Raw genomic sequence first — 25,409 nt, 5'->3', positions numbered from 1 at the left:
TTAAATAATAAGTAGTCATGATAAATCATAAGTACCCATTACTTTATACTTGTTCTGTTAACCATCAGTCTTTATGAGCTATGAGGCTACTTTGTCGTTGACTGCTTCACGCAATGCTTTGCCAGGTTTAAAATGAGGAATAGCTTTAGCAGGTACCGGTACGCTCTCTCCTGTCTTTGGATTACGGCCCATACGAGCACGTCGATGATGCAAGCAAAAGCTACCAAACCCTCGAACTTCAACTCGGCCATCATTAGCCAAAGTATCTACCATCAAGTTTAGTATTTCTCGCACAGCATCATCAACAACCATCTCAGTCATGGTGTCACAGCTCACACTTAAATTACTAATGAAGTCGGATTTATTAATCGCTTGTTGCATCGTTACAATTGCCTTCTTTAATTAATGAAAATATGACTGATAAATAAAGGCGATTTTTCGCTATGTATTATTTACATATCAATCATATCTAGGTTATCAATTGGTTATTATTACTACAAAGTATCGTCCAAAACTAATCGATTGTTTTTTATAAGAACAGCTACTTTAAAAAGATAAAAATAATAACGCTTAAAAGTTAATGTATAATCAAACACTTGGCATGAGTTTACATTTCTTTACTCAATGTAGCAAATGATAGCGGAATTCTACACAAATAGGAATCAAAGTTTGGACAAAACGTTGAAAAATTGTTTTTGTACTTATTGATTAAGCGCTATCATCATTTTTAATCATAAAAAAAGCGACCGAAGTCGCTTTTTTTATGGTTAATATAGTTATAACTTAAAGCTTACTGCATTTGCTCTTTGATTAGATCACCAATCGTTTTTGGTTGAGCATCAGAACCAGCTGCTGGAGTAGCACTTGCACCGCCAAGATCTTTAATCGCTTGACGCTCTTCGGCTTCGTCTTTTGCTTTGATAGACAAGCTGATATTACGAGTCTTACGATCTACACTAATGATCTTCGCTTCAACATCATCACCAACGCTTAAATGCTTAGTAGCATCTTCAACGCGATCACGTTGAATTTCAGAAGCACGTAGGTAAGCTTCTACTTCATCCGCAAGTTCAATAGTAGCACCTTTAGCATCTACTTCTTTTACTTTACCATTTACGATAGCACCGCGGTCATTACTAACCAAGTACTCGTTAAATGGATCTGAGCTTAACTGCTTCACGCCTAGACTGATACGGTTTGCTTCTGCATCTACAGACAATACCATTGCTTCAACGGTGTCACCTTTGTTGTAGTTACGGATAGCTTCTTCACCAGTCTCATTCCAAGAGATATCAGACAAGTGAACAAGACCATCAATACCACCGTCTAGACCGATAAAGATACCAAAGTCAGTGATTGATTTGATCGTACCAGTGATTTTATCACCGCGCTCGTGCTTTTTATCAAACTCATCCCATGGGTTTGCTAGGGTTTGCTTGATACCTAAGCTGATACGACGACGTTCTTCATCAATATCAAGAATCATCACATCAATCTCATCGCCTACTTGAACGACTTTCGATGGATGGATATTTTTGTTAGTGTGATCCATTTCTGATACGTGTACCAAACCTTCGATACCTTCAGAAATTTCAGCGAAGCAACCATAATCTGTCAAGTTAGTTACACGTGCTTTAACCACACTACCGACTGGGTAAGTGCCGCCCACGTTGTCCCAAGGATCAGTACCAAGTTGTTTTAGACCTAAGCTTACGCGGTTACGTTCACGATCAAACTTCAGTACTTTAACTTTTAAGTCTTGGCCAACTTCAACAACTTCAGATGGGTGCTTGATACGGCGCCATGCCATGTCAGTAATGTGTAGCAAGCCATCGATACCACCAAGATCAACGAATGCACCGTAATCAGTAAGGTTCTTTACGATACCTTCGATCTCAATACCTTCTTCAAGCTTGTTCAATAGCTCTTCACGCTCAGCTGAGTTTTCAGCTTCCATAACTGCGCGGCGGCTAACCACAACGTTGTTACGCTTTTGATCAAGTTTGATGACTTTGAATTCTAGCTCTTTGCCTTCAAGATGCGTCGTGTCACGGATCGGACGTACATCTACCAATGAGCCTGGTAAGAACGCGCGTACTGAACCCACGTCTACAGTAAAACCACCTTTTACTTTACTAGAAATGATGCCTTTAACAATCTCATCGTTGTCATAGATTTTTTCAAGGACATTCCACGTCTCAACGCGTTTGGCTTTTTCACGTGACAGTAAGGTTTGACCCATACCATTGTCAACTGCTTCAACCACAACATCGACACTATCGCCAACTTCAACTTCAAGTTCGCCTTCTTCGCTTAAAAACTCTTCACGAGCGACGATACCTTCAGATTTAAGACCAGTATCTACTGTGATCCAATCACTATCGATGGCCACAACAGCACCTGTAATAACTGAGCCACGCTCAATATCCAGACCCTGCTCTTCAATGCTCGCTTCAAATAGTTCAGCAAATGATTCCATTATGTCTACCTTTGTATAGCCGTATCCTGTCCAGCACAGTACGGATCAAATTTATGATTGCATAAAACGAGAATACTGGTTTTATATCTTATACAATCATATAAAAAAACGTTTGTTGATAATAAGCTTCTTGTCAATTCTACTTACTAGCAACAACTGTCTTATATAAAGATCTTGATACTTCTTCAAACACTATTAACCTTGATTACTATAATTTTATACTAAATTCAATCATCGTAGGAAAGTTTTTAGTTCGTAATATGTTGTTTTTATTAACTATTAAAATAAATACCTTTATCTTGGCATTGCTTTTTAATTAACTTATAAACTTTATCAGCATCTAACATTGAGCTATCTAATACCAAAGCATCTTCAGCAGGTTTTGACGGTGCTGTGGTTCGGTTTTCGTCACGTTCATCACGAGCTTTGATTGTATTCAGAATGGCTTCAAAATCTGCTGTTTGACCAGCATTCAGCAATTGGGCTACGCGGCGCTCAGCTCGGGCTGTAGCACTCGCCGTCAAAAAAACCTTCACATCAGCATCTGGAAAAACGACCGTTCCCATATCACGACCATCAGCGACCAACCCTGAACGTTTAGCCATATTTTGTTGCAGTTCAAGCAATGCTTGACGAACTTTAGGGAATACCGCTATCTGAGAGGCATAACCTCCGATAGTTTCATTACGGACTTGCTCACCGACGGCTTCATCATTGACCAAAATATCGACCCGCCCTGACTCATTATTGGGCACAAAAACAATATCTAAACCTTGAGTCAATTGCAGTAATGCTTCTTCATCGATAGGTCGTTTGGCGTCTGCACTAACCAATCCAGCCTCAAACGCTTTTAGTCCTACGATACGATATAACGCGCCTGAATCTAATAGTTGATAACCAAGACTCTGTGCTAATCGCCATGTAACCGTGCCCTTGCCTGCACCACTTGGCCCATCGATACAAATGACAGGATAACGCTTAAAACTCGTTGTACCACTATCCTCACTATTAAGTAAAGAGTCATCAGGTGTAGAGACGGTCATAACACTCACTTAATCACAGATATTATGGAGACGATGCTTCATATACTTACTTGATATTAAAGTTTATTTATCAGGTGTTTAATAAGCCAATTAATTGGTTAGCAATCAAATAGGGCAATATTATAGCAAACAAACCACGTTATCACTAGTATCAAGACTTATATCTTATCCATTAACCATATTATTTACTAGAAGCACTGTCTTTACGCTGCTTCATGCTTTTTCGACGTTCACGAAAAAAAGTTTTGAGCATCTGACTGCTATGTTCGCTACATAAACCTTTATGCACTTGGATACTATGATTATAAAAAGGCTGTACAGCCAAGTCCATTTGACTACCAACCATACCAGCGCGTGGCTCACTTGCAGCATATATCAGCCTATCGACCCGTGCGTGTATCAGAGCCCCAATACACATGGTGCATGGCTCTAAAGTCACGTATAAAGTAGTCTTAAGTGGTAAGCGATAGTTTTTCAAGCGCGTACAGGCATCTCTTAATGCGACAATCTCAGCATGTGCTGTCGCATCATGGCGTCCAATCGGCTCGTTAAACCCTTGACCAATAATTTGATTATCATGTACCAATATCGCACCTACTGGCACTTCTCCGCACTCAGCACCTTGACGAGCAAGCGTGAGAGCTTTTTGCATCCATTTAACATCTTGAGTTGACCAAAACGTATTCGTTGCAATTGGAAGAAAATTAAATTTATCATTTGTTAATTGCTTATTCATAGAATAGACAGGCTGATACTCATCATATTGAAACATTGCCATTTACTGTGGTAGCTGCCAGTCAATTAGCGTTTTCCCATATTGCTTTAGATAGTCATTGGTTTTAGAAAACGGCTTGGAACCAAAAAATCCGCCACGATTTGCAGCAAGCGGGGATGGATGAACAGCGGTTAAGATAAGATGCTTGTCAGTATTGATATACTTACCTTTCTTCTGTGCTTTACTGCCCCACAATATAAATACTGTGTGCTCTGTTTGTTCATTCACCACATCAATAACAGCATCGGTAAACTGCTCCCAGCCTTTATTTTGATGGCTGTTTGGTTCACCTTCTCTAACCGTTAAAGAGCTATTTAATAATAGTACCCCTTGCTGTGCCCAATAGGTCAAATCACCATGTGCAGGGGGTTTGGTACCGATATCATCTGCCATCTCTTTAAGCAAATTGTTCAATGAAGGAGGCTTTGGAATGGCTTTAGGTACAGAAAACGATAGGCCCATTGCCTGTCCTGGACGATGGTAAGGGTCCTGACCTAAAATCACGACTTTCACTTGTGACAACGGCGTTAAATTAAAGGCATTAAACATCAGTTGTGCTGGCGGATAAATACTGTCATTCGACTGGTAAGATTCTTTTAAAAAAGCCCGCAAGTTATCCATATTCTCAGAGGTTAATTCATCTGCTAATGCTGTTTTCCAATCTTCTGGCAGGCGTACATTATCTAAAATCGCCTGCTTTTGTTCTGGGGTTTTTGTTGTCGGCTCATGGAACAGTTCCATAACAAGTCCTTTCTTATTTATTATTAATCAGCTTAAAAAGTATATAACCATACTATAAAAAGCATCCTACTTATTATATTAGCAAAATGTTATGCCAAATTTGTTATAAAGTATAGCAATCGCATAATCGAATATCACAAAAAAACGGCTACCTAAGTAACCGTTTTTTATCTAAAGAAAGAATATTGTTAACTTGCTAATGACTCAGAGTCTGAATGTGGTTCATGAGTTTCAACCACAGTTAGAATAATACGGCTATCCGCTGAACCTTTATCAGTTTGCATACTAGTACTTGATGTGGCCTCATCTTTATTCAACAAAACTTCGTTAGAAGTAGTATTAGATTCTTCATCATGTTCCGGTTCTAGAGATATATGTACCACTCCGCCATTAACCAAATCACCAAACAAAATCATATTTGCCAATGGTTTTTTAATCTCATCTTGTATTAGACGCTGCATAGGACGCGCACCCATTAAACGGTCATACCCTTTATCAGCAAGATAGTCACGTACCTCATCGTCAATCTCTAAAGTGACCTGTTTGTCATCAAGCTGTACTTGCAGCTCTACTAAGAACTTATCAACAACTGAGATCACTACTTCTGTATCTAAAGGATTGAACTGAATGATCGCATCTAAACGATTACGGAACTCAGGCGTAAAGACTCGTTTTAGCGCTTCAGTATTGTCGCGACTGTGATCTTGTTGAGTAAAGCCCATAGATGAGCGACTGATACTATCTGCACCCACGTTGGTCGTCATAATAACAATAACTTGCTTAAAGCTAGCCACACGGCCGTTGTTGTCAGTTAGCGTACCGTGGTCCATGACTTGCAATAGTAAATTGAAAACATCAGGATGCGCTTTTTCAATCTCATCAAACAACAATACACAGTGCGGATGCTGATTGATTTTTTCAGTAAGCAGACCGCCTTGATCATAACCGACATAACCTGGCGGCGCCCCTATCAGACGTGAGGCTGTATGCGCCTCCATATACTCTGACATATCGAAGCGTACCAGCTCTACGCCCAGCAGGCTCGCCAACTGACGTGATACTTCTGTTTTACCAACCCCTGTAGGACCTGCAAACATAAAGGAGCCAATCGGTTTTTCTGGTGCTTTTAGTCCTGCTCGTGACAGCTTAATAGCATCAGCAAGTGTAGCGATCGCTTCATCCTGTCCAAACACTAAATGCTTGAGATCACGATCTAAATGCTTGAGAATACTCTTATCATCACTGGAGACTGATTTGGGTGGAATACGGGCAAGCTTAGCAATAATGGCTTCAATATCAGCAACATCAATTTTTATCGATGGCTTTTGATTATTGATCGTTTGCAAATCATCTATTGTTTTCGACTCGTCATCAGCTTTAGCAGTGGCTGCCTTAGCTTGCATCTCATTGTCGTTATCAGACTTACTGGTATCAATACCTTCATGGTCTTTTTGGTTGATATCTTTTTCCAAATCCGCAATCAGACCGTCTTCTGCATTGATATCATTTGTATCGGGAATAATCCCTAAACGCTTATACGCGCCAGCTTCATCGATAACATCAATCGCTTTATCTGGTAAAAAACGCTCATGAATATGCTTAGAAGACAACTCTACAGCTGTCACTAACGCTTCATCAGTATACTCAACGTTGTGGAACTCTTCATAACGTGGTTTAAGACCGCGTAAGATATCAATGCTATCTTCAACACTTGGCTCTTTTACATCAATTTTCTGGAAACGACGCGATAATGCGTGATCTTTTTCGAATACTTGACGATACTCAGTAAAGGTGGTCGAACCGACACAACGTAACTCACCATTTGCAAGTGCTGGCTTGATTAAGTTTGACACATCCATATTACTACTCATTGATGAACCTGCACCAATAATCATATGAATCTCATCAATGAATAAAATCGCATTGGGTTTTTTCTTGAGCGCATCAAGTAATGACTTCATACGTTTTTCAAAATCACCGCGATACTTGGTACCTGCAATCAACGCACCAATATCAAGACTGTAAATCACACAGCCATTCAGTGGTTTTGGGGCTTTTTCGTTGATGATAAGCCAAGCCAAACCTTCAGCGATAGAAGTTTTACCAACGCCCGGCTCTCCAACTAACAATGGATTATTTTTACGGCGACGACACAATACTTGTGCAGTACGCTCAATTTCAGGACCGCGTCCTATCAATGGATCGGTTTTACCTTCTGCAGCACGTTGGTTTAAATTACTTGCAAACTCCACTAATGGATCTTTACTGGTTTTTTCTGAGGCGCTACGACGTTCGCCGCTAATAGAAGCACGCGGCTCAGATGGCTCATCCTTATCTTGTCCGTGCGAGAGATATTGAGTAAGCTCTAAGCGACTAATTCCTTGCTTTTTGAGCAAGTAGACTGCGTATGTATCATGCTCAGAAAACATTGAAACCAAAATGTCTGAACCTTCAACCAATCGACCACCACCGATAGATTGTACGTGAAAAATAGCCCGCTGCAAGATGCGATCAAAGCTTTGAGTAGGCTGCGGTGATTGCTCCATGTCCACATCTATCGTTGGCGTATGCTTATCAATATAAGCTTCAAGCTCAGTACGCAGATTTGAGACATTGGCATTACAAGCGGTTAAAGTGTTAGCAGCATGAGTATTCTCAAGAAGCGCTAATAATAGATGTTCAACAGTGAGATACTCATGCGACTTTTGGCGCGCAAGCGTCATTGCTAAACGCAAAGAGACTTCAAGGTGACGACTTAACATAAGAAATTCCTACGGTTATACAACTCTTTATAATAATTTAATAGCTTAATTGGTAAATCAGGGCGGCAAAAAGATTGTTCAAGGTCAAAACACAACAATTATTAAAGCGGAACAGCTATAGACGTATTCATCCTTGCTACTATTTAGCTTTATCACAACACGATCGTTATATATAGTCAATCTATTAACAGGTACTAAAATGTATCAAAGAGTATGGTGACTATGTATGATTAAATTCAAAAAATCTCTGTTGCCATATATAACCTACAGGTCATTTTGAATAAAAGCACGTTAAAAGTAGATTCTGACAAAAGATATGTTTAAACATAAGTCCTTGTGTAATAACAAAAAGAGGGAAAAACCTTAATGTTTTAAAGAACCAAGCTAATATATGGATGAATAAGAAATGATGACGATTGACGAAGAAAAGTGATGTACTTAAATGAATAGGTAATTTTTAGCGATAATATATATATGAGGTTATCGTTGAATAAAATCAAGAGAGGGAACAGTAAACTGAGTAGGAAGATAGGCGCAATGTCGGCTAATAAGTAGCCTATGAGTGAATAGAACAGATTGCCCTATTCGCCTTGATGGGGTTCGATTTGAGTCAGTAATGGGTAGCCTTCACGATGGGCCAAACTATTCACCTTCTTAGCCTTAGTTTCAGCGATATCTTTAGGATAAATCCCAGCAATCCCCTTACTACTATTGTGAATAGTTAGCATAATTTCAACCGCTGAGTCGATATTGTGGCGAAACTCTGACTGCAAAATATATACAACGAACTCCATCGGCGTATAATTGTCGTTATACATAACCACAGCATACATGGGCGGCTTTGTTACTTCAGGCTCTGCAACCAATACATCTGCCTGTGGCGTTGTTTCACTTTCAGTATCATCATCTTGAGCACGATGACCGGCCGGCATGTTGGGAAAATGCCAGTCGGATACTGTAGGTTTAGGATGTGCTACTATTTGTTTTATGGTCATAATAAGGATAATTTCAGTAAAAATTCAATAAAAAAATACATTAATAACTTCTTAAAAAGCATTAGTCGATACAACTTCTGCTTATACTTATGCAGATTAATGAAGCAGTAAAAACCAGCCCATTTGCAGTATTTATGGTTCAATTGGGCTTTGGTCAACCTCTGGTAAATCCATTAACGACAAAGGCATACTGTCTACCATATTGCCAAGCTTCCAATCATATAGTTGTTCAATCTGTTCATCACCTGCTTCTAAACTGAGTTTGACCTGTAGAGGTTTAAACCCGTTAGGCATCACAAATCGACCACGAATACGAACAATACCTTCAATGGCATAACGAGCGGGATCTAACGGTACGTCTACAAAGTTATCTTTGTCTTGTAGCGTCAACGTCACTTTTAAGCTTTTAGCAAGACCGTCTTCGCTAAGCATCCCTACATCAAAACCGTATTCAAAAGCATTTTCAGGTAAAGGATCAATTTTAGCACCCAATACTTGTAGCGGCATGCCTCCTTGTTCAGCAATAACCTCTGCATATAAATCATTCAACTGCGAGGTTTGTCTATTGTCGATTTTTAAAGCTTGCTGCTTTTGACGCAGATCATCTAAATTTACTAGACTAATAGTCAGCTCCTGCTTAGCTGTGGCTACCTGATTGGTCAGCACTTTATGACTGATACGTAAATCTTTGAGCTCGTTAGTAGCTTCTTTGCTATTAATCGTTGCCTGCTCAGTTTCTGTCTTTAGCGCATGATAACCACGTTGATAGCCAAGCTGATGCCCAAGCAATATAGCTATCGTTGCTGTTACCAGTATTGCTATCACAAACAATGCCAGCAGTAATGTCGATGCCCCTTGTTGACTGTTGCCAATACTTTGATTATGTTTTATACGATAATCCTTATTTAATGATGGCTGCAGCCACACATGGGTGGCAGGCTGACGGTGTACAGATGCAGACGCATGACACGCTGATTGTGCTGACTGATAGCGCAAACGGGAGGCATTCTTAACACGCATCTAAATGATATCTCTTAACAGTAAAGGCGAAATATTATAACGGAATTTAAAGTCAATACCTAGCATAGCGCTGTAAGCGTAATGACTTAACAGTAAAGTTTCTGTGATAAGCCACCACTATATCTTATATAACATTTTTTTACCTAACAGACTTTACGGTACAATTGGCGCCGCATTTAACCCTAACGTTTCATCAAATGCAAACATCACATTCATATTTTGCACTGCTTGTCCTGCTGCCCCTTTTACAAGATTGTCTTGTACTACCAGCACGGTTAACTCACCGCGTTCATTATCTTGATGTATCGCGATACGCAAACGGTTGCTAGCACGCACACTACGTGTATCAGGGTAGACACCATGAGGCAACACATCAATGAATGCTTCACCTGCATAGCTGTCTTCAAACTCCTGCTGCCAGTCGATACCAGTGCCTGCTTCTGTAAGTGCTATATGAATAGAGCTGAACATGCCGCGAATCATAGGTACTAAATGCGGTAAAAAACGTACCTGTTGTGAAAATTGACTGTCTAATAACTGCTCAATACCTTGTTCAATCTCAGGTAAATGACGATGGCCTCCAATACCGTAAGCCTTAAAGTTATCTGTCGTTTCAGCATAATTAAGCGCAAGGCTTGCTTGACGGCCTGCACCAGATACGCCAGACTTGGCATCAATAACGATACGCGACTCAATCAAACGTATTGCTTGTTTGTTCTGCTTATCAATAATTGGCTTTAAACCTAAAATAGCCGTAGTCGGATAACAACCAGGGTTACCTACAATAAAAGCCTCTGCAAGCTTGTCACGATTTAGCTCAGGAAGTCCATATACTGCTGTCTTTAATAGCTCAGGACAGCTATGCGTCTGCTGATACCAATGTTCAAAATCTGCCAACGACTGTAAGCGAAAATCGGCCGCCAAATCGATTACCTTCACGCCTGCTTGAGTCAATGCTGCGGCTTGCTTCATAGCGACTCCGTGCGGCGTAGCAAAAAACACCACATCGCATTTTTGTAAAGCAGATAGCGTCTCATCGCCCAAATCACTAAACACTAAGTCTGATATGCCACGTAAGCTTGGGAATATCTCATCAGCACGCGTTCCAGCTTCACTTCTTGAAGTTAATAAATCAATAGACACCTTAGGATGCGCTGATAACAAACGGATAAGCTCAATACCTGTATAACCTGTACCACCGACAATAGCTGCTGAAATCATAAGGTGTCCTTTTATTTAATAATCATTAAATGCACTACACATCTTTGCGAAATATACTGTTTATTGGTACTGAGATTTAATCAATACACGCGTTAACTACTATCTAAATACGCTTAAATTTGATAATCATGTACAGCATCTATAAATACTTTGGCACGATCTGGGTTGACCCACTGAGTAATACCATGACCGAGGTTTGCTATATAGCCTGTTTTGTCTCCACTAGCATAAGCACCATCTAGCATCATTTTGACTTCTGCCTGAATGGTCTCGGGTGAACCATATAGAGTAGCTGGATCCAAGTTACCTTGAATTGCCTTACTACCCTGTAGCTTTTTATGCTTTTTAGTAAGATGACGCTGGCTTTCAGTCAAAACTTGACGAGCACGATCGAGCGGCATGGTCCAATCCAACCCTAAGGCATCAGCCTCACTGTCCGCTTGAATATCTAGCCAAAGACCACCCCCCTTGGTAAATAAGACCACTGGAATCTCCGGATGGCGTATTTTCAGCTCTGCTACGATACGCTTGTTATATTGATGAGAAAAGTCTATAAACTGACGATGACCAAGCGCTCCGCCCCAACTATCAAATATCTGTAGAATCTGCGCTCCAGCTACGACTTGCGCATCTAAATAGTCAATCACAGACATCGCTAACTTGTCTAATAACTGATGTAAAAATTCAGGATTACTGTATAAAAACCCTTTCGTATAGCGATAATCTTTTGAGCTACCACCTTCAATCATATAAGTAGCAAGTGTCCATGGGCTACCAGAAAAGCCAAATAATGGCACTTGTCCGTTCAACGCTTTACGGATGCTTGTCACCGCACGCATAACATAGTCAAGAGAATCGTTGACATCAAGCTTTGGCAATCTATCAAGATCTGCCTGATTACGAATAGGATGTTTAAACTTAGGTCCTTCTCCAGTCTCAAAATACAAGCCCAAACCCATCGCATCTGGAATAGTTAGAATATCACTAAACAAGATAGCTGCGTCCAAATCATAGCGGCGCAGCGGTTGTAAAGTGACTTCCGTCGCTCGATCAGTGTCTCTGCACAAGCTCATGAAATCTCCAGCTTCTGCACGCGTTGACTTATACTCTGGTAAATAACGTCCAGCTTGGCGCATCATCCAGACAGGTGTGGTATCAATCGGCTCAAAACGCAGTGCCCGTATTAGTCTATCGTTTTTTAAAGGAGCAAATTTTGGCTGGGCTGTATTCGTGTTATTTGAGGCACTCATGTATAAGTCTCCAAAAGAGTACAATACTCATATTGTAATTATCATTGTAAAAATAAAAAATTAGGAAGCGTCTATTTGTTGATAAATAATAAATAGTCGCGTTTTAATTAAAACGTACATATGAATCAAAACATACATATAGTGAATGCCATAAAGATAAAATCTATTATGGCATTCGTTTTGATCTTGAAAAATATAGTGATACTTGTTGCTACTTATCTAAGTAATCTTAACCAATGGTCAGTATTATTTATAGACTGGCTATGTATCTATTATCTTACTACCGTAAGCTTGTCATTTTTAGCAGATATCATCACATAGACAATGCTAAGTTATCACGATGCACCATAACCACGCGTTCTTCTTTGTTGCCAAGGATTCTATCGAATTGTTCAGTACGCTCTCGAGCTACTCGGCGCGCATCATTAGAAGAGAAGTTCATCTGCCCTACCGCTAAACGCTCGCCTGTATCTTGATGAACAATTTCTACTACATCTCCTTCATCAAAATCACCGCGCACTTCTACCACCCCAACTGGTAACAAGCTCCTGTTGTGCTCTACTAATGCTTTAGCGGCGCCCGCATCAACGATCAAAGTACCTGACATACGTAAATGCGCGGCTAACCATTGTTTACGTGCAATAATTTTGTCGGCATCGTTAGTGGTTAATAGCGTACCGACAGCTTCACCAGACACCACACGAGTAATGACGTTATCAATAGCACCGCTGACGATTACAGTTGGGCAACCGCCCATTGCTGCAAGGCGACCAGCACGAATCTTGGTTAGCATACCGCCACGACCAAGCTTACCACCGTCACCTGCAATGTCAAAAAGATAGTCAGCCATCGCGCGCTCTTGGCGTATCATTTTAGCATCAGGGTTGTCTCGTGGGTTGTCGGTAAACACCCCATCTTGATCCGTCAAGATAATATATAAATCTGCATTGATCATAGCCGCTGACATTGCACCCAATGTGTCATTATCACCAAACTTAATCTCATCAATCGTAATGGTATCGTTTTCATTAATAACTGGGAGCACATTCCACTCTAATAGCTGCGTCAGTGCACCAGTGGTATTCAAATAACGACTACGATTAGACAAATCGTCGTGAGTTAATAATAGCTGAGAGCTTTGTATTCCGTGTTGAATCAATGCTGACCACCACGTTTCAATCAAACCCATCTGACCAATAGAAGCACAAGCCTGCAATGCTGCAAGCTTTTTTGGCCGCTCATCAAGGTCCATTCGCACCACGCCTTCGGCAACTGCGCCTGACGATACCAATAGTACTTCAACGCCCTGCTTATGCAATTTAGCAATCTGTTTGGCCCACTCATAAATAGCAGTTCGATCCAGCCCTCGCCCATTATTGGTTAATAACGATGAGCCAATCTTGACAACAACGCGCTGAATATCAAAATTACGATTTTGTTTGATAAACCTTGCCTCTTCGGTCGTTTGGTCTGTGTCACCTGCCATAAAAACTCCTGTAAATTGTGGGGGTTGATTTAAAAATAATAATAGATGATCTATTTTGTTGTATAAAAACCTCATATAGTCTCATACACGACAACATCAAATTTGTATAAACGTTAGCAGAGAATATCAGCAAACACTACCGTTATCTTCTGCTAATACATTCTAAGAGGTATAGACCACTTCTACACCGTCATCGTCATCGTCATCCAAGTCATCATCATCTACAAGGTTGGTACCTTCACGCTCAGCTTTACGAGCCGCACGATACGCTTCACGCTGCGCCTCTGTATTCAAACGCACCTCTTCTTCTAAACGCTCAAAACGCTCTTTTTGTGCGTCGGCAAAAATAGGATCTTCTATTTCGCGCTCGCGCTCGCGCTCAATTTCATTCATTAAATGATATTTGACGGCATCAACGCCATCTCCTGTCAAAGTGGAGGTGCGAAACACAATGCCTGTCCAGCCAAGCTCTGCTACGATATGTGTGCATAGCTCATTTAAGTCTTCTTCAACCACTTGATCAATTTTATTCAACACTAAAATTTGAGGCAAATTGGCCAATTCAGGGGAAAAACGCTCAAGCTCGTTTAGGATAACTCGAGCATTCTCTACCGGATCGCTACCATCAATTGGCTTTACATCAACCAAGTGTAGTAGACGACGCGTACGAGCAACATGCTTTAAAAAGCGAATACCTAGACCAGCACCTTCAGACGCACCCTCGATTAGACCTGGAATATCAGCCATCACAAATGAGCGATGACGTCCAATATCTACCACACCCAAATTAGGAACCAGCGTCGTAAATGGATAGTCAGCAACTTTAGGTTTAGCAGCAGAGACTTGACGAATAAAAGTAGATTTACCAGCATTAGGCAATCCCACCAGACCGACATCAGCCACTACTTTTAGCTCAAACTTCAGTACCTTTAACTCGCCTTCAAAACCTGAGGTTGCTTTACGCGGCGCTTGATTGGTAGAGCTTTTAAAGTGAGTATTGCCAAGCCCTCCGTCGCCACCTTTAGCAACCAATATTTTTTGATCAATCTCAACCAAGTCGCCTAGTACCTCGTCTGTCTCGGTATCAATGATAGTCGTACCAATAGGTACTGGCAAGAATACGTCATCAGAGCCTTTACCAGCGCAGTTTTTACTATGACCATTCTCACCACGCTTGGCGTCATAGCGACGCGTATAGCGATAGTCGACTAGCGTATTTGTGTTATCATCGGCAATAACATAAACATCACCACCGCTACCGCCATCACCGCCATCCGGGCCACCGCGTGGTACGTATTTTTCTCGGCGAAAACTGGCGATTCCATTACCACCGTCACCTGCTTTTACCGTTACGACGGCTTCATCAATAAATCGCATCTTACGTTCCTTACTTTCTAGATTACAGTCATTGGCTGATTTTATATTGGTACTTAAAGATATCTATATACTTAATTAGTCTACTAATCATCTACTTGTTAGTCTATCTATCATTCAATCACTAAATTGACTGGTGTAAGTTGACTACTCATAAAATATGCCTACCACAAAGCAAGCATGCTCTATAGTCAAATTAGATACCAATTAGTAGCGCTCTTATTATCATATAATTAGTAGCGCTCTTATTATCATATAATAGAAATACGAAAAGTTTTTTATCACTCTTACGATCATTATACCAGTAGAACCGTTGTGGATGTTATCAAACAACAACACCCGATAACCAAACGGAATATCGGGTGTTGTTATACACTGTAAGCATGTTAGGCTGCTTGAGCTGTACTCATAAGCGATAACAATCAAAGTAGCTTAACAAAAGCTTACCCTCGTACCTCACATATGCAGATGTTATGCAGGAATCTGAGTATAGCTAATACCGCCCATTTGAGTTGCCAAGCGTAGTACTTGCGTGCTATAGCCTACTTCGTTGTCGTACCAGATGTAGACAGTTGCATGATTGTCAGTAACGATAGTGGCTTGCGCATCAACAATACCAACGTGCTTAGTACCAACAAAATCTGTTGATACAGCTTCTGTCGAATCGGTATAAGAAATTTGTGATTGCCAAGTATTACTGTTAGCCATCTTACGCAAAAACTCATTTAATGCGTCTGCACCTTGTGGCGCTTGCTTTAAATTTAAGTTCAAAATCGCCAAACTGACATTAGGAGTAGGTACACGAATAGCATTACCTGTCAGTTTACCGCTAAGCTCTGGTAGTGCTTTGCCAACCGCTTTAGCCGCGCCAGTGCTAGTAATCACCATGTTTAGTACTGCACTGCGACCACGACGATCAGACTTATGATAGTTATCAATTAAGTTTTGATCATTAGTAAACGAATGAATCGTTTCAACATGACCGTTTTCGATACCATATTCATCGTTTAATACTTTCAATGTTGGCGTAATGGCATTGGTCGTGCAACTTGCAGCACTAACAATGGTGTCCTCACCAACAGTATCGTTATTAACACCATAAACGACGTTTTTGATATCCCCGCCAGCAGGCGCAGTCAATAATACTTTATTGACGCCTTGAGATTGTAGGTGTTTACCTAGGCCAGCTTCATCTTTCCATATACCTGTATTATCAATGACTAACGCATTATCAATACCATAAGCTGTGTAATCAATCTCACTTGGATCATTGGCATAAATCACTTGTACAAAACGACCATTGATAACCATACCATTGTTATCATCATCAACGCTTACGCCGCCCGTAAAGCTACCATGAATGGAGTCACGCTCAAGTAATGACGCACGCTTAGCAAGATCCCCTGCAGCAGCCGGACGTACTACGATAGCTTTTAACTGCAAACCCTTTTTACTAGATGCTTGTGATAATAATAGACGCGTTAAAATTCGTCCAATACGTCCAAAGCCATACAACACAACGTCAGTAGTACCGTTTTGTGCAGATTTATCGTCACCAGCCTCTTGTAAAGCCGCTTGCAAATCAGTGTCATTGGCGATCAATTGACCAACATCTACACGTGATGATTGAATGTCGCTACTAGAAGCCAATGCTTTAACCATCTCTAAAGTGTCAGCAATAGCAATAGGCTTACCATTTTGCTCACGAATAGCTGCTTTTTGATGCAACGCCAGTACTTGACCGACTGAAGTTGTATCAAGTGTCTCACCGAACAAAGTAACTTGTACGTCTTTTTCGTTATAGAGTTTGTTTAACAGTCCAATTAACTCAATAGCTTGTTGTTCTTGATCGTTGTAACTATTTAGACGATCTTGATGTAATTGGCGTAAGGTATTAGCTTGGCTCACGAGAAACATCCTTATGGTCAGTAAAATGTGTTTGTAAAATATAGAAGGCTATGTAAGTACTAAAAACTTATAAACTGAGAGAGACGCTACGTTAGTAAAATTGATACATACTTATTAATCATTATATTATGTAGTAGGTTTATAAGCTCTTTGGTCGTACTTATCATAGGTTTTAATTGGGGTACATTTTAGCTCAAAATGCCTGATTTTGCTAGTGATAACCGTTATTACTAACGTTTGATATCAATCATGTATTGTTTTTGACAGAAACTATGTTCATAACACAGCAAAAAGGCAACTTATTAGGTCACCTTTTTATTTATCTACCAAACTGAGTCAATACTCACCATTAGGTTCGCTACAAACAGACAGAAGACTACCGATCACTTGATCAATTTTTATTTAATATTAAGGGACCAAATTTACGGTTTGATTACGATGATCCGTTAATGTGAAAGCTTTTAGATCATAACCCTGTTGCTGAGCAATTTGACGATATTTTGCATAAGCTTCTTGTGAAATATCTGGTGAACGAGCCAGCAGCCACAAATATTCTTTATCTGGGGTACCAACCAAAGCCGTTTGATAATTGGGATCATGTGCCAACACCCAGTAATCGGCGCGCCCAACAGGTAACCAGCGAATCCATGACGGTAAAAAAGTAACCTCGAGCTTACTACCTGTATCATCTGCAGGCTTTGCAAGACCTTCTGCAGTAACCGATTCACCATCTTCATCAATACACTGGTTCAATACCGTAATACCAGTGTCTTTTGCATTAGGAGTATAGGTAGCAGTCACATCGCTGGCACAGTTGCGCTGAAAATACATTGGTAAACGACCGATCTCATACCATGTTCCACTATATTTTGTTAAATCAAGACTATCTACTGTAGTTGGTTCAGTAGCTGACTGATGAATAATAGAAGAAGGTGTAATATCTATAGTCATATTGGCTGCTACCTCTGCATCTACTTTACCAGTACTGACGCTAGTGGCATCATGTGAGGCAGGCATTTCCGGCGGCGTTGCAGCATAGGCTGAAAACGCAGCTAACGGTACAATAATCGCTAGTGCTATTCCAGTGTGTTTAATCAGACTATTCATAAATATACGCTCCGGTACTTCGTCATTTAAGCCCGTAGAAGTAAGATCGTTATTTATTGATTTCTCACTGCCTGAAAGCAAATGTATAGACTTATTATAGTTGGCATCATTGCTAGCATTACTATAATTATTCGCTGTATTTACATCATCTGTTAAACGCTTGTTAACCAATTGATGATTTTGCCCAGACTGAGAACCGGCTGCCTGTATGTCAGAATATTCTGACGTAGGTAACTTGTTGGTTTTCATAAAAATACCATTATTTTTGAATTAATAGTGCTGTTTATTAGTCGATATAAATATGGTTATAGTAAGACTTATAATCAGTTGCTTACCCCATACTTTTATCTCACATAATTTTTAACTGTAATATTAAAGATATAATGGAAATCGGAACAGTGTAGCATTGTAGGGAAAAGCAACCGTTTGTAAATAATATTGTCTTTGTCAGTAATACTAAATACATAGTAACTGGTATGTAAAAGGTTTAATGAAAAACGATAATAGACCATGGTAAAGAAAACGATGCTATTTTTCATTCATAAGCTTAAAGAAACTGCCGGATACCAGCTATACTCGTGGCGCCATACTGCTTCGCTTGAGTAAATAAATTGGGCGATAATCCACCCAAACCAATGACAGGCGTATCTGAAAGTGCTGCTAGATCTGACCATGCCTCCCAGCTTAAAGGCTTAGCATCAGGATGCGTTTGAGTGGCCAGTACAGGGGATAAAAAAATACCAATGACTGGTGACTCTTGTCGCTCTAAACGACTATTGGCAAGTTTATTGGCTGCATAAATACTACTAGCATCATGACAACTTACTATTAATGGATGATGTAAAGATTGCAATTGAGCAGCATTATCTTTAACTTCGTCAGCCCACTGTAGTAACGATGTCTGTGTTAGATGGTACGCTATAATTTGATGACTAGATGCTGGGTGATGGTTTGAATAATGTTCGTTGATGTCATTAGGCATAATGACTTTAATATCTGGTCGCTGACCCATCAGCTGCTTTGCAACGTTCTTTGAGCCTATATCTTGGACTCGAATATATACCCAAGCATCTGACGCTATGTGAGCTTGATGATATTGTAACCATGCTGTCGCTGCGTCAGGGTATGTGCTGAACTGTGATAAAGGATAGGTAATTGCTATTTTTGAAGGCAAGCGTAGCCATTCAAGAATCGTTTTATTAGCAGCTGGCAAGTTGTAGCTTCCTGCTAATAGCTCAGACTTATTTACCCATGCTAGCATCTGTCCTTCTAAACCATAGTCTTGATGTTTATATACGTCATACTGATGAGACGTCAGCTCGACACGATAGACTTGTAAACTTACTTTTTTATCACCGTAATCATGGTGCAGTCGCCCAAGCTTAACGATCGTATTATGATGAATGACGATGCCCGTTTCTTCAGCAACTTCTCGTATTAGTGCCTGATTTGCAGTTTCATGAGCCTCTATCTTGCCGCCTATAAATTCATAGCGATTGCCTTGATGCTGAGACTTATCTCGAAATCCAAGCAAATACTTATCTTTATAGTAAATAACAGCAATGGCGACATTAATTGTGACAGTTATATCGTTGCCTAGTTGTTTGGTCGATGCATTTGACATAGCTCTCTCCTTAATCAATTCTCTCATAAAGCTTTTCGTTCAAAATTCGATCAATTTTTTTAGAATTAAGCCTAAGATTTTTTCAATACTAGTGTTAGTAATGATTGATTTAGATATATTTACACAATAACTGTATTTTATTTTATCAATTGGCTTGCAAAATACTTCAATGTAAATGATAATTATTATCGTTAGCAACCACTATTACTTTAACAGTTATTTAATCAAAAGGAATTCACTATGAGTATGGTCATCTCTCGCTACTTAAACTGCCGTGAAAATCGTTTGCCTACTTTACAATCGCAGCACTTGTTTGCTTTAACCAAGGAAGTCCGTATTGAGCATGAAGGCGAAGAGTATCGCTTGCGTTTGACTCGTAACAATCGCTTAATTTTGACCAAATAACCTAATTGTACCAACAAAAAACGCCTCTATTGAAAGGCGTTTTTTATTGGAAGATAATCAACACTGGCTATTGATAGCAGCCTTTATCATAGTCGACAACCACAGTCATCCCTAAAATAGCGCAATGAGTACAATTTAAAACTGCCAGCTATAGACCACATCTACAGCATTTTCAGCCGCAGAGGTCGCCTCGACATAAATACGGCGTGTCAATTGATAACGAATAGACAAGCTGTTTTCCGCGTTAAATACGCCAACCCCATAACGAATGTATAAATCAGGAGTGACGTAACCTGTGACATTAACATTAGTATCTTCACTGTTACCTGAAGCATCCACAGTTAGACTCTGCAAACCAAAAGCTTGCCCAATTTGATTGGTCAAGCTTCGTGTACCAGTCAAGCCAAAGTTGAGACCAGCTGCCGCCAGACTATTAGTGACCTGTGACTTAAATCCTTGTTCACTAACTTGAGTTGCTTCACCATCGTCGATACGACCGGTCACTAGAGCATTCATCGCTTGTTGTTGCGTCAAGCCTGCATTGTTAAAGACAACGATATTTGGGTTTTCAGTGTTGCCTGTCACACGTACGCCGACTGTTTTATCATCAATTATTTTTACAGCCTCGATACTCAAATTGGGCTTCATCACATCGCCATTAAAGCGTATCTGTCCATAATTTAGCTCTAAATTCTGTCCAAACGCATCGATACTGGTACGGCGGGATACTTGAACGACCCCTTTAGCGCGCATGACACCAGTACCATTTTGACTGATATTGAGAGCACCTGCCAAAGGAATGACAGCACCAAAGCCACGGAAGTTAATATCATCACCCAAATCAATACCAATATCAGCGTTAATCGACCAAGGTTTTGATATTGCTAAAACGTCATCGATATTACCAATTAAACGTCTATCGATCACCACTGCATCTTCAGTTTGGGTGATAATATCTTCACTCGCTTCAGGAGGACGAATCGTCGCTGATGGTACGCTAACTGCACCTTCAATGTTAACGTAGCGATCGCCTGGTCGCACGATAATATCGATATCAGGATTGACCTCAGCCAATAATAATGGTGGCTGCGTTAACACCAATCTTTCACCAACAATACTCAGTTTGGCTTGCAGCTCTTGTTGCCAATTGATGGTTCCAATCAAGGTACCTGTACCTGTACCACTATTAAACTTACCGTCAATAGCTGCTTCTGTCCCGCGGATTTTTGCTGTAGCGTTTATTTTGGATAAATTGACTGGTAGGTCAAGCATCGCAACACGACCATTAGCAAGTTTTACATCGCCATAAAACTGGGGCTTGGTTAAGGTGCCGCCAATGCCGCCTGCCATCGTAATATTACCTTCTAATACGCGCATTCCTGGGAAAAACGGCTTTAAGATAGCCAGATTAAATTCGTTAAGTACTAATGCCCCTGATATTGGTTTAGGCGCTTTGTACGGATCTACGATGGCTTCAGCGTAACCGCGAGCACCGTTACCAGTATTGACATCTGCACGCAGTTTTAATCCTTCAGGAACTGATAATGCGATGAGTGATATACGCTCATAAGGGATGGTTACAGGTGCAGCATCACCATCTTGAATCAGACCTATTTTGCCATTGTCAGAATATAGCGTTGTATTGATGGTAGGCGGTTTGCCACGTTGCCAGCCGACAATAGCTTTGCCATTAATTTGACCATGCCAATCAATATCTTTGGGTAAGAACACTGAAAACAGTGATGTATCAAGCTTTTGTAAAGCCAAATTAACATTACCACCAGCAGCTGAAGCTATAAGGTTTTCGCGCAAACATAATTTGCCAGTCTGATCCTCTGCTTGCCAGCAGTGTGCTGCTAACTGTACTTTTAGATCAGTTTTGCCACTATTCTGTGGTTTTGGTAAATTTACAATAGCCTGTGCAGGTTGTAACTGGTTTAAGGTTGCATATTGCGACTGGACACGTCCTTTACCTATCACCCCTGACCAACTCAACTGGTCACGATTAAAACCACCTTTTAATCGTGTTGAGATATTTAGCTTCTCATTAGCCATCTTAAGGTTAACGACATGACTTTGCTCAGTACCACTAAACGAGGCATCGATGTTCTTAAAACTTTGCCCAGCTGCATCTAAACCTTCTGCACTAATAATCAGTTGACTAGGACTATTGGCTAAATTCACAAGTTTACCGCGTACACGGCCTTCACGTAAGATAAATCCAGGCAACACAATACGCTCACCGACCAAATCTACGTAGATCGTTGGCAACGCCTGGCCTGCTGGCTGTGACAAGGTCGCACCGCCAGTGACTTTGCCCGTCAGCTTATCTGAGAGTTGATCGAGACTAGTGATATTGATTTTTGTTTGCAACTGCTTGGCATTACCATCAGCCGTCAGGTAGTTGTCGCCCCATCGTAGTACTAAGTTATTTGCATTCAGGTTATCGATGAGAGCATTGACCTGCTGATATTGAGACTCAACGTCTTGGGCTTTTAAACGCTCAAAATAGTTGGTCAGATCTTCAGGTAAGTTTAATTTAGCCGCTAAGCTCCCTTTAGCACTCAAAGGCTGACCTTTTAGAGTACCGTTTAGATCGATTTGTGTTAGGTTGATAATCTGCTGTGCTTTACGCCAGCTACCATCCGTTTTTATATTGCCCGTAATCGTACTCGGTGTATCTTTTAGGAAGTAACCTAGATTAAAGCGATCCATCACCGCACTAATATCCCAAGCAACCCCTTTGCTCACATCGACTGAGCCTTGGGCGTCAATACTACCTGCTGTGCCTATATGACGAAAACGCTTGATACGGATGAGCTGCGAGTCCCCATTGGCATCAATGGTCAGTTTACCAGCAGGTAGCTGTTTGGCATCTAGCATCCCATCGAAATTTACAGCAAAACGTTGTAGTTTACCCTTTTCATCAGGATGGTTTTTGGACGCAGATTGCCACTGCCCACTGGTGTTCAAATCACCGGAAAGAATAGCTGGATTATTCGGTAAAAAATAACCCAAATCAAAATTATTAAAGCGGCCGTTTACTGTCCAGCCAATATCTTGGCGCAGATCAAGCACACCTTTTACATTAACAGCGCCTGCCTCACCAGTATAATCCAACTTACGCACATTGATTAGCTTTGGTGTACCAGCGGCATCAATAGATAGTCGACCATCAGGAACATCAGCAGTATTGAGCTGACCATCAAAACGTGCATCGAAAACCGACAGCTCACCTCCAACGAGATCAATGCTTGCGTCACCCGTCCCTGCTATACCAATGTCACGACCCTCTTGTGTGGCATCAAGCTGAGCTTCTAGATCCGTATTACTGAGATTAATAATATGCCGCTGACCTTTGACACCGTTTTTGGTGATATCTAGCAAACGACCACTGGCGTTGAGGCGGCCTGTTAGACGCTCAAGTGGTAAATCGTTACGATATTGTTTGGGTAGTAAGCCATTAGTGCGCGCGTCTATCTGCCACGTCAAAGGTCGGCGCTTAGTTGCTAGCTGTATTTGCCCATTACCCGATAAATCACCAACGATGCCTTTATAGTTGAGACTATTTATATCAATGACATCGCCATTCTTACGAATTTTGACATCATAATTGCCTTTAGGGGCTGCGTTTAACTCATTGATAAGGGCATTGGCATCAACAGACAAACGTGCACCGCGCACAATGACATCGGCTTGTCCATTTGGACTGTTAATATTACCGATATTAGGGACATTATTGCGAATAAGGTTTTGCCAATTGGCATTGATATACCAAGGAGCCACCTGTTTAGACTTTAATGAAGTCTTACCACGTACTATATTGGCATTGATGTGCTCACCATCACGCTGACGCAAGTCTGCATCAATCTGCGTATTACCAACACTATTTTGTTGTTGATAATGCACCGATAGTCGACCATTAAGCTTTTGCGGTGCATACGCCTTAAAGTCAGTATACTCATCAGGAATGGCGCGGCGAACATCAAAATTACTACCTGTCGCTCGCACTTTTGCATCAAAGCTATTTTTCCAATCCAAAATACCTTGTAATATTAAATGTCCAGCTGGAACATTAGCGTCTAGACGATCGACATGCATTTGGCTATTGGCGATGATAGCGCGACCCTGATAATGTCCTGAAGGGATATCTTTGGCAGTTAACTCAGTATTAATACGCAAACGTATCTCAGAGATGACCCCATTTGCCGTAGCAGTACCACTTTTTAGATGAATGTTTTGGGCATCTGCGTAAGGAATGAGAACATCATCCCACTGTAATTTGGCTTGAAAAGGCGCATCATTATCGAGACCTTGTACGACAAACTCACCTCGGACATCCCCTTCATTATAACGACTACGCACCTTACCTACAGTACGCTTTAAGCTACCTGTCGCTGTAATGTTTAGGGGATCGATATACGCTTTTTCTAAAGCACTGACTTCAGCGATGGCACTGAGGTCCAATGGATAGTCGCCTTGTAAATCTATGTTGCCCTGTAATGCATTGATTTTTACAATATCTGCATAACGCAAATCGCCGCGACCAATGGTGACTTCACTCCCTACCCACGTTAAATCTCGAGCACTAATATCATGTACCACGATAGGATCTTTGGTGATTTGTTTATAAACAATGTTTTTTATTTTAGCTTGATCAAAGCGTAGATTGACTGGTAACTTGAGTGTTTTATAATCAAATGGCTCACCAGTTGGTGGTTTATTATTGATGATTTCTATGCGCTGGATATCAGCATCTCGAAGGTGTACTTCTTTAGAAAAGACAGCGCGCCAGCCTACCTTAACGTATGCTTTGTCTACCGAAACCTCAAGATCTTCAGTCGCTTTGATATCTATATCTGTGACCCAGATACCATCTCGCAAATTGCCTTTGCCGTATGTAAGTTTAATGCCTGTTTCTGCACTGACCTTTTCTAAGACAAACCTCGTCCCTGACTCTGTGCCCATCATATAAAAGAATACTGCAAACATAGGCAGTAGAACGACAAGTATCAATACTAATAATTTGAATACAAAGGACAGTGGATACCAGCGCTTTACTGCACGAGCATCTCTTTGAGCTGGATCTTCATCGGGTGAACGTTTGGGCGGGGTCTTTTTGTTCAACATGATACTCAACTACGTTAAAAGATTATTTACCAGCAATCGGTAGGATAGATAAAAATGGCTCATAGACTTTTCTACTTTAATAAACTCAA

General features: G+C 40.7%; 17 protein-coding genes. 1 reads left to right on the top strand and 16 read right to left on the bottom strand.

From position 1 onward, the window contains the following. Positions 1-78: 78 nt before the first annotated feature. The 15 genes from ACS8FB_RS01430 to ACS8FB_RS01360 form a co-directional block, all read right to left on the bottom strand. Positions 79-381, bottom strand: a complete 303-nt coding sequence (locus tag ACS8FB_RS01430; protein ID WP_068036291.1) for an integration host factor subunit beta — start codon at positions 379-381, stop codon at positions 79-81. A gap of 409 nt (positions 382-790) precedes the next feature. Next, positions 791-2,479 carry a 30S ribosomal protein S1 gene (gene rpsA / locus ACS8FB_RS01425; protein ID WP_439260672.1) on the bottom strand — a complete coding sequence of 563 codons (1,689 nt, stop codon included), beginning with the start codon at positions 2,477-2,479 and terminating at the stop codon, positions 791-793. Positions 2,480-2,751: 272 nt separating this feature from the next. Continuing rightward, positions 2,752-3,522, bottom strand: a complete 771-nt coding sequence (gene cmk / locus ACS8FB_RS01420) for a (d)CMP kinase (protein WP_439260671.1) — start codon at positions 3,520-3,522, stop codon at positions 2,752-2,754. 181 nt (positions 3,523-3,703) lie between these two features. Continuing rightward, positions 3,704-4,258 carry a tRNA adenosine(34) deaminase TadA gene (tadA, locus tag ACS8FB_RS01415; RefSeq protein ID WP_439260831.1) on the bottom strand — a complete coding sequence of 185 codons (555 nt, stop codon included), beginning with the start codon at positions 4,256-4,258 and terminating at the stop codon, positions 3,704-3,706. A gap of 42 nt (positions 4,259-4,300) precedes the next feature. Then, positions 4,301-5,038 carry a uracil-DNA glycosylase gene (locus ACS8FB_RS01410; protein ID WP_439260670.1) on the bottom strand — a complete coding sequence of 246 codons (738 nt, stop codon included), beginning with the start codon at positions 5,036-5,038 and terminating at the stop codon, positions 4,301-4,303. A gap of 188 nt (positions 5,039-5,226) precedes the next feature. After that, positions 5,227-7,800, bottom strand: a complete 2,574-nt coding sequence (gene clpA / locus ACS8FB_RS01405) for an ATP-dependent Clp protease ATP-binding subunit ClpA (RefSeq protein WP_439260669.1) — start codon at positions 7,798-7,800, stop codon at positions 5,227-5,229. Positions 7,801-8,381: 581 nt separating this feature from the next. Then, positions 8,382-8,795, bottom strand: a complete 414-nt coding sequence (locus tag ACS8FB_RS01400; RefSeq protein ID WP_299216318.1) for an ATP-dependent Clp protease adaptor ClpS — start codon at positions 8,793-8,795, stop codon at positions 8,382-8,384. A gap of 132 nt (positions 8,796-8,927) precedes the next feature. Further along, on the bottom strand, positions 8,928-9,815 hold the full coding sequence (locus tag ACS8FB_RS01395) for a hypothetical protein (protein ID WP_439260668.1): 888 nt from the start codon (positions 9,813-9,815) through the stop codon (positions 8,928-8,930). Positions 9,816-9,968: 153 nt separating this feature from the next. Then, complete coding sequence (argC, locus tag ACS8FB_RS01390) at positions 9,969-11,036, bottom strand: N-acetyl-gamma-glutamyl-phosphate reductase (RefSeq protein ID WP_439260667.1); 1,068 nt, start codon at positions 11,034-11,036, stop codon at positions 9,969-9,971. A gap of 113 nt (positions 11,037-11,149) precedes the next feature. Further along, the gene (gene hemE, locus ACS8FB_RS01385) at positions 11,150-12,286 is read right to left on the bottom strand and encodes a uroporphyrinogen decarboxylase (protein WP_439260666.1); all 1,137 of its coding nucleotides are present in this window, start codon (positions 12,284-12,286) and stop codon (positions 11,150-11,152) included. 313 nt (positions 12,287-12,599) lie between these two features. Continuing rightward, positions 12,600-13,772, bottom strand: coding sequence for a glutamate 5-kinase (gene proB / locus ACS8FB_RS01380; RefSeq protein WP_439260665.1), 1,173 nt, complete (start codon positions 13,770-13,772; stop codon positions 12,600-12,602). Between the two features lie 162 nt (positions 13,773-13,934). Beyond that, a complete protein-coding gene (gene cgtA / locus ACS8FB_RS01375) occupies positions 13,935-15,149 on the bottom strand; it encodes an Obg family GTPase CgtA (RefSeq protein WP_439260664.1) in 1,215 nt (404 codons plus the stop codon). Positions 15,150-15,617: 468 nt separating this feature from the next. Then, a complete protein-coding gene (locus ACS8FB_RS01370; protein ID WP_439260663.1) occupies positions 15,618-17,063 on the bottom strand; it encodes a glyceraldehyde-3-phosphate dehydrogenase in 1,446 nt (481 codons plus the stop codon). Between the two features lie 399 nt (positions 17,064-17,462). Next, complete coding sequence (locus ACS8FB_RS01365; RefSeq protein WP_439260662.1) at positions 17,463-18,410, bottom strand: lipocalin family protein; 948 nt, start codon at positions 18,408-18,410, stop codon at positions 17,463-17,465. Positions 18,411-18,708: 298 nt separating this feature from the next. Next, entirely contained in the window at positions 18,709-19,785 is a 1,077-nt protein-coding gene (locus ACS8FB_RS01360) for an NUDIX domain-containing protein (protein WP_439260661.1), read from the bottom strand. A 246-nt stretch (positions 19,786-20,031) separates the two neighbouring features. On the opposite strand from ACS8FB_RS01360, the gene hemP reads away from it, so the two are divergent. Beyond that, positions 20,032-20,190 carry a hemin uptake protein HemP gene (gene hemP, locus ACS8FB_RS01355; RefSeq protein ID WP_227672156.1) on the top strand — a complete coding sequence of 53 codons (159 nt, stop codon included), beginning with the start codon at positions 20,032-20,034 and terminating at the stop codon, positions 20,188-20,190. A gap of 135 nt (positions 20,191-20,325) precedes the next feature. Here the strand turns inward: hemP and ACS8FB_RS01350 are convergent, their stop codons facing one another. Further along, positions 20,326-25,320, bottom strand: a complete 4,995-nt coding sequence (locus tag ACS8FB_RS01350) for a translocation/assembly module TamB domain-containing protein (RefSeq protein ID WP_439260660.1) — start codon at positions 25,318-25,320, stop codon at positions 20,326-20,328. Positions 25,321-25,409: the final 89 nt, after the last annotated feature.

Origin of the sequence: Psychrobacter sp. 1U1 (assembly GCF_051847535.1) — a bacterium.
Taxonomy (GTDB): domain Bacteria; phylum Pseudomonadota; class Gammaproteobacteria; order Pseudomonadales; family Moraxellaceae; genus Psychrobacter; species Psychrobacter saeujeotis.
The sequence above is the reverse complement of the archived record's forward strand: the minus strand, read 5'-3'. Positions and strand labels throughout refer to the sequence as shown.

Coding starts and splice junctions, on each gene's coding strand:
- ACS8FB_RS01410 (WP_439260670.1), bottom strand. CDS start 5,038: ATGGAACTGTTCCATGAGCCGACAACAAAAACCCCAGAACAAAAGCAG.
- ACS8FB_RS01370 (WP_439260663.1), bottom strand. CDS start 17,063: ATGTTTCTCGTGAGCCAAGCTAATACCTTACGCCAATTACATCAAGAT.
- proB (WP_439260665.1), bottom strand. CDS start 13,772: ATGGCAGGTGACACAGACCAAACGACCGAAGAGGCAAGGTTTATCAAA.
- ACS8FB_RS01350 (WP_439260660.1), bottom strand. CDS start 25,320: ATGTTGAACAAAAAGACCCCGCCCAAACGTTCACCCGATGAAGATCCA.
- cgtA (WP_439260664.1), bottom strand. CDS start 15,149: ATGCGATTTATTGATGAAGCCGTCGTAACGGTAAAAGCAGGTGACGGT.
- rpsA (WP_439260672.1), bottom strand. CDS start 2,479: ATGGAATCATTTGCTGAACTATTTGAAGCGAGCATTGAAGAGCAGGGT.
- ACS8FB_RS01430 (WP_068036291.1), bottom strand. CDS start 381: ATGCAACAAGCGATTAATAAATCCGACTTCATTAGTAATTTAAGTGTG.
- tadA (WP_439260831.1), bottom strand. CDS start 4,258: ATGAATAAGCAATTAACAAATGATAAATTTAATTTTCTTCCAATTGCA.
- hemE (WP_439260666.1), bottom strand. CDS start 12,286: ATGAGTGCCTCAAATAACACGAATACAGCCCAGCCAAAATTTGCTCCT.
- argC (WP_439260667.1), bottom strand. CDS start 11,036: ATGATTTCAGCAGCTATTGTCGGTGGTACAGGTTATACAGGTATTGAG.
- ACS8FB_RS01395 (WP_439260668.1), bottom strand. CDS start 9,815: ATGCGTGTTAAGAATGCCTCCCGTTTGCGCTATCAGTCAGCACAATCA.
- hemP (WP_227672156.1), top strand. CDS start 20,032: ATGGTCATCTCTCGCTACTTAAACTGCCGTGAAAATCGTTTGCCTACT.
- ACS8FB_RS01360 (WP_439260661.1), bottom strand. CDS start 19,785: ATGTCAAATGCATCGACCAAACAACTAGGCAACGATATAACTGTCACA.
- cmk (WP_439260671.1), bottom strand. CDS start 3,522: ATGACCGTCTCTACACCTGATGACTCTTTACTTAATAGTGAGGATAGT.
- clpA (WP_439260669.1), bottom strand. CDS start 7,800: ATGTTAAGTCGTCACCTTGAAGTCTCTTTGCGTTTAGCAATGACGCTT.
- ACS8FB_RS01400 (WP_299216318.1), bottom strand. CDS start 8,795: ATGACCATAAAACAAATAGTAGCACATCCTAAACCTACAGTATCCGAC.
- ACS8FB_RS01365 (WP_439260662.1), bottom strand. CDS start 18,410: ATGAAAACCAACAAGTTACCTACGTCAGAATATTCTGACATACAGGCA.